Below are 5,076 nucleotides of genomic sequence, written 5' to 3'. Positions count from 1 at the left end.
CCGAACTCAGAAGTGAAACGCCGTAGCGCCGATGGTAGTGTGGGGCCTCCCCATGCGAGAGTAGGGAACTGCCAGGCATCAAATAGTGAAGAAGCCCCGGACGAAAGTCCGGGGCTTTTTTACGTCTATACATTAGCAATTTCCCATCAGAAATAAGAAAACATCAAACTCGCAACCTACCGATCAGGTAAACTACGGTCAGATTAATCAGTAAAGGCCGTGAAATGTCCAGCCCCAATACATCCCTGAAAGCTTTCAACACTCTTGGTCTTACGATCAATGCACAAACGCTGACCATCGCTGAAACTCCTGACGCTATTACTTTGGCCTGGAAAAACAGTCAGCAATCAAATCTGCCTTTTATTGTATTAGGCGAAGGGAGCAACGTACTCTTTCTTGAAGATTTTAGCGGCTCGGTGGTAATTAATGCGATTAAAGGCATCGCTATCGAAGAGCATGACGAAGCCTGGCACTTGCATGTTGGTGCCGGCGAAAATTGGCATGCTTTAGTTGAAAAGACGCTAAAGAAGGGTATTACAGGGCTGGAAAACCTGGCGCTGATTCCTGGTATGGCCGGCTCAGCACCGATTCAAAATATCGGTGCATATGGTGTCGAATTTAAAGATATCTGTCACTACGTTGAAGCTATACATCTCCCAACGCAACATATGATTCGTTTGTATCGAGAAGAGTGCCAGTTTAGCTATCGCGATAGTATTTTCAAACATGCAATGAAGGATGACTATGTCATTGTTGCAGTGGGATTACGTCTGGCAAAACAGTGGAAACCTGTTCTAACTTATGGCGAGCTGACTAAGTTAAACCCAGCAACAGTGTGTGCCTGGGATGTATTCAATGCTATTTGCCATATGCGCCAAAGCAAACTGCCCGACCCAAAAATCACAGGTAATGTCGGTAGTTTCTTCAAAAATCCGCTGATCACAGCTGAGCATGCAGATGCGCTAATTAAGCAGTGGCCATCCATTCCTCATTATCCACAGGCCAGTGGCGAAGTGAAATTAGCAGCTGGCTGGTTGATCGACCAATGTGGTCTTAAAGGCTTTCGTGTAGGTGGCGCCGCAGTTCACCGTCAGCAGGCTTTAGTACTGATAAATGAAGATTATGCCACTCCACAGGATATTGTCGATTTAGCGCATCAGGTTAGAAATAGAGTCGGACAAAAGTTTGATGTTTGGCTGGAGCCAGAAGTGCGCTTTATCGGTGCTCGAGGCGAGCGTAATGCCGTTGAGGTAATTTCATGAAAGATAATAGCGTGCCGTTAAAGTTAGTGGCATTGGTGGCCGATGGTGAATTTCACTCTGGTGAGCAGCTGGGCGAAGCGCTTGGTATGAGCCGTGCTGCCATTAATAAACATATACAGACTCTCAAAAGTTGGGGTCTGGATGTATATACGGTAACGGGTAAAGGCTACAGCTTACCAGAGCCAATTCAGTTACTGGATGAAGAAATCATTCTGTCTCTCCTGCATCAACCTAATCTGGCGGTTATTCCTGTTATCGATTCTACCAACCAGTATTTGCTGGATCGGATGGATCAATTGCCGTCTGGCTACGCATGCATAGCCGAGTATCAGCAAGCAGGGCGCGGACGTCGCGGGCGTAAATGGTTTTCACCGTTTGGCTCCAACCTGTATATGTCCATGTATTGGCGTCTTGATCAGGGGCCAGCTGCGGCGATGGGCCTGAGTCTGGTGATTGGTATCATCATGGCAGAAGTGATTCAGTCATTAGGTGCTCCGGATGTCCGGGTTAAATGGCCGAATGATCTCTATCTTAACGATCGTAAGCTTGCTGGTATTTTAGTTGAGTTAACTGGAAAAACCGGCGATGCAGCTCAGATTGTTATAGGTGCTGGTGTCAATTTGCTGATGCGTTCAGAAGGCACGGCAGAAATTAATCAGGATTGGATTAATCTTCAGGAAGCTGGTGTTGATATCGATCGCAACGAGTTAGCTGCGAAGTTGATCAATAGCCTGCGTGAAGCGTTACCTATTTTTGAGCGCGATGGTTTGGCGCCATTTGTCTCCCGCTGGGAAACCCTTGATAACTTCATTAATCGCCCAGTGAAGCTTCTTATTGGGGATCGTGAGGTACATGGCATTGCGCGAGGTATTGATAAGCAGGGTGGCTTATTACTGGAGCAGAATGGAGTCATTAAATCCTGGGTTGGGGGTGAGATTTCTCTTCGTCCAGACAATTAATGCATCTGAGTTAAAAAATTAAAATGCCCACGATCTTTTATGGGCATTTTATAAAAAAGACTATTTCCTCAAACGTACACTTTGCACCGCATGATCAGCCGACTTCGTCATAATAAGACTTGCTCGTTCACGTGTAGGCAGGATATTTTCCTTTAAATTAAGCCAGTTAATCTCTTTCCACAGACCATGCGCAATATTGAGTGCATCCTCTTCAGGTAATTGCGAATAGTGATGGAAATAAGAGTCCGGATCGCTAAACGCGCCCTCACGGAATTTCAAAAAGCGATTTACATACCAGCTCTCGAGTAAGGACTCTGGTGCATCGACGTAAATTGAAAAATCCACGAAATCAGAGACAAATACATGATGAGGATCGTGAGGATAGTCCATACCGCTTTGCAGCACATTCAATCCTTCAAGAATAAGAATATCAGGCTGTTGTACGACTTTATCGCCATCCGGAATGACATCATAAATCAGATGAGAATAAACCGGCGCTGTCACCTGGCTAGCACCCGATTTTAAATCAGATACGAAGTTAACCAGGCGATGCATATCGTAAGATTGCGGGAACCCTTTTTTCTTCATCAAACCGCGTTCTTTAAGCACGGCATTAGGATGCAAAAAACCATCAGTAGTGATCAGTTCTACTTTGCGGTGTTCTGGCCAGCGGCTAAGAAGCGCCTGAAGCACACGAGCAGTTGTGCTTTTTCCTACCGCAACGCTGCCGGCAATACTGATGATATAAGGGATTTTCTGCCCATTAGTGCCAAGGAATTGCTCAAGCACCGCCTGACGACGCAGATTAGAACTGATATAAAAATTAAGCAGACGCGATAGCGGCAGATAAATCTCGGCCACTTCTTCTAATGAAAGATCTTCATTGATACCACGCAGACGCTCAATTTCACCTTCAGCCAATGTCATTGGTACTGAATCGCGTAGTGCTGCCCATTGCTGGCGATTGAACTGCAAATAAGGCGTAGTAAGAGGTGTCGTTTTTTTACTCATAAGCATGCATCTGAGTGCAAATTCTGATTCATCAACACCTTGCTGCATTAGGCATACGAAGATGTATCAAACTCAATTGCACGTCACAGGGGTAATTAACGAGAACAATGGGCAGGAGGGTAACACCAGTGTGACTTTAAAAAGAAGTAAAATGATAAACAGGAGCACGCTTTCGCAAGCGTGCCCGCATTTTTCTTGTCGGTCAGTAGCTTGTCGCTACATTTTCTGCTGGGCTGGTACGCAGACGTTTATAGTAAATCGCGCCGGGATGAGGATGCCCATCCGCGCATAATGCATAGTCGGGCAATTCCTCTAAATAGCGGTAGCCATGTGCCCGATAAAAAATTTCTTCTGCAGAACCTGCAATGACATCCAAATAAAGCAGACCACGCTGATAGCTTTCTGCCTTGTGCTCAAGCGTCTGCATTAATCTGCGTCCAATCCCTTCTCGCTGAGCATTTGAATGCACAAGCAGCTGTAAAACTTCCGCGCGATTTTGTCCATCTGGACGCTGACAAATATTGAGCTGCACGCTTCCCACCACAACCGAGTCGATGACGGCAATCCATAGCAGCAACTCATGGCGTGCCATTTTGTTGCGCAAGCTATGAAAATAGCGCTCGGCATCCTGATACTGTTGCATCTTTTGCGAATGTTGAAATGCCGAAGTCATATTGTTTTTTACCGCTTCAACCATCAGGGCAGCCAAAGCCTGACGATAAAGGGGTAATGTTTCTGCAGTGAGCTGAACAATATTCATGCGACATCCTCCATTTAATGACCCGATTAAATAGATAAGCAAAATGCAGGCCAGCAGAAAAAACGAGTGTAGCGGGTAGTTTCACAAAAAATTTTCTACAATTTGCACAGCAGAAAGGCAGTGTGCTTCAAATATGTGCATTGAAAATGATGGCGGTTCATAGCAATCAATCGATGTGGTGGTGTAAAAATGCACAGGTTTAGGGTGATTTTACTGCAGCTGATGGCTGATTTGAGATGATTTGCACAAATAGTAAGCGATAGAACAATTTTGACGATTTTTTTGTTGCATCCTTCTTCGGGTATTCCTAGAATGCGCTCCACTTGATGCCGGCTTAGCTCAGTTGGTAGAGCAACTGACTTGTAATCAGTAGGTCACCAGTTCGATTCCGGTAGCCGGCACCATCAAGTAGGTGGGATTCCCGAGCGGCCAAAGGGAGCAGACTGTAAATCTGCCGTCACAGACTTCGAAGGTTCGAATCCTTCTCCCACCACCATCTCAACCTCCTGGTTGGGCATCAGATAAAGTCTTTATCTGATGGGTGAGTTCTTCATCTCTCACCTTCGAATTTCAGATTGCGCATTAGCGCAATCAAAGTTGGTCAGCAACTCTGACCGGCTCGAATAATAGAAGGTCTTCTTTTATTATTCATAAGCTACAGAAAGAACAGGTAGCCGAGTTCCAGGATGCGGGCATCGTATAATGGCTATTACCTCAGCCTTCCAAGCTGATGATGCGGGTTCGATTCCCGCTGCCCGCTCCAGATGTGCTGATATGGCTCAGTTGGTAGAGCGCACCCTTGGTAAGGGTGAGGTCCCCAGTTCGACTCTGGGTATCAGCACCACTTCCTTTATCTCTCTCCTGATTCTCTCTCTGTAAACCAAACAGTCAGGCAATGCCTGGTTGATATGACGATATCTTCGATATATCCGTGTCTTAGAGGGACTAGCGATGGCTAAAGAGCAATTTCAGCGTAACAAACTGCACGTAAACGTGGGCACCATCGGTCACGTCGACCACGGTAAAACCACCCTGACTGCAGCAATTACTACCGTACTGGCTAAAACCTACGGCGGTAAGGCAA

The 5,076-nt window shown here is 46.0% G+C and carries 5 protein-coding genes and 4 tRNA genes; 7 read left to right on the top strand and 2 right to left on the bottom strand.

Annotated features, from left to right (window positions below):
- Positions 1–224 precede the first annotated feature (224 nt).
- On the top strand, positions 225–1,262 hold the full coding sequence (murB, locus tag IB226_RS23005) for a UDP-N-acetylmuramate dehydrogenase (protein ID WP_101762583.1): 1,038 nt from the start codon (positions 225–227) through the stop codon (positions 1,260–1,262).
- On the top strand, positions 1,259–2,221 hold the full coding sequence (gene birA / locus IB226_RS23000) for a bifunctional biotin--[acetyl-CoA-carboxylase] ligase/biotin operon repressor BirA (RefSeq protein WP_192237067.1): 963 nt from the start codon (positions 1,259–1,261) through the stop codon (positions 2,219–2,221). The genes murB and birA overlap by 4 nt, the downstream gene beginning before the upstream one ends.
- Before the next feature lie 60 nt (positions 2,222–2,281).
- Here the strand turns inward: birA and coaA are convergent, their stop codons facing one another.
- Together coaA and IB226_RS22990 are read right to left on the bottom strand one after the other, a co-directional pair.
- A complete protein-coding gene (gene coaA / locus IB226_RS22995; RefSeq protein ID WP_137384928.1) occupies positions 2,282–3,232 on the bottom strand; it encodes a type I pantothenate kinase in 951 nt (316 codons plus the stop codon).
- A gap of 202 nt (positions 3,233–3,434) precedes the next feature.
- On the bottom strand, positions 3,435–3,992 hold the full coding sequence (locus IB226_RS22990; protein WP_192237066.1) for a GNAT family N-acetyltransferase: 558 nt from the start codon (positions 3,990–3,992) through the stop codon (positions 3,435–3,437).
- Positions 3,993–4,320: 328 nt separating this feature from the next.
- Between IB226_RS22990 and IB226_RS22980 the strand changes: the two genes are divergently transcribed.
- The 5 genes from IB226_RS22980 to IB226_RS22960 all read left to right on the top strand — a co-directional run.
- Positions 4,321–4,396, top strand: a tRNA-Thr gene (locus tag IB226_RS22980).
- Positions 4,397–4,403: 7 nt separating this feature from the next.
- Positions 4,404–4,488 (top strand) — tRNA-Tyr (locus IB226_RS22975).
- Positions 4,489–4,680: 192 nt separating this feature from the next.
- A tRNA-Gly gene (locus IB226_RS22970) sits at positions 4,681–4,755 on the top strand.
- Between the two features lie 5 nt (positions 4,756–4,760).
- Positions 4,761–4,836 (top strand) — tRNA-Thr (locus tag IB226_RS22965).
- Positions 4,837–4,943: 107 nt separating this feature from the next.
- A partial coding sequence (locus tag IB226_RS22960) for a GTP-binding protein (protein ID WP_255526522.1) occupies positions 4,944–5,076 on the top strand: 133 nt, incomplete at its 3' end.

Source organism: Pantoea sp. PNT03, from assembly GCF_014852515.1.
In the GTDB taxonomy this organism is placed as follows: Bacteria; Pseudomonadota; Gammaproteobacteria; order Enterobacterales; family Enterobacteriaceae; genus Pantoea; species Pantoea leporis.
The sequence above is the reverse complement of the archived record's forward strand: the minus strand, read 5'-3'. Positions and strand labels throughout refer to the sequence as shown.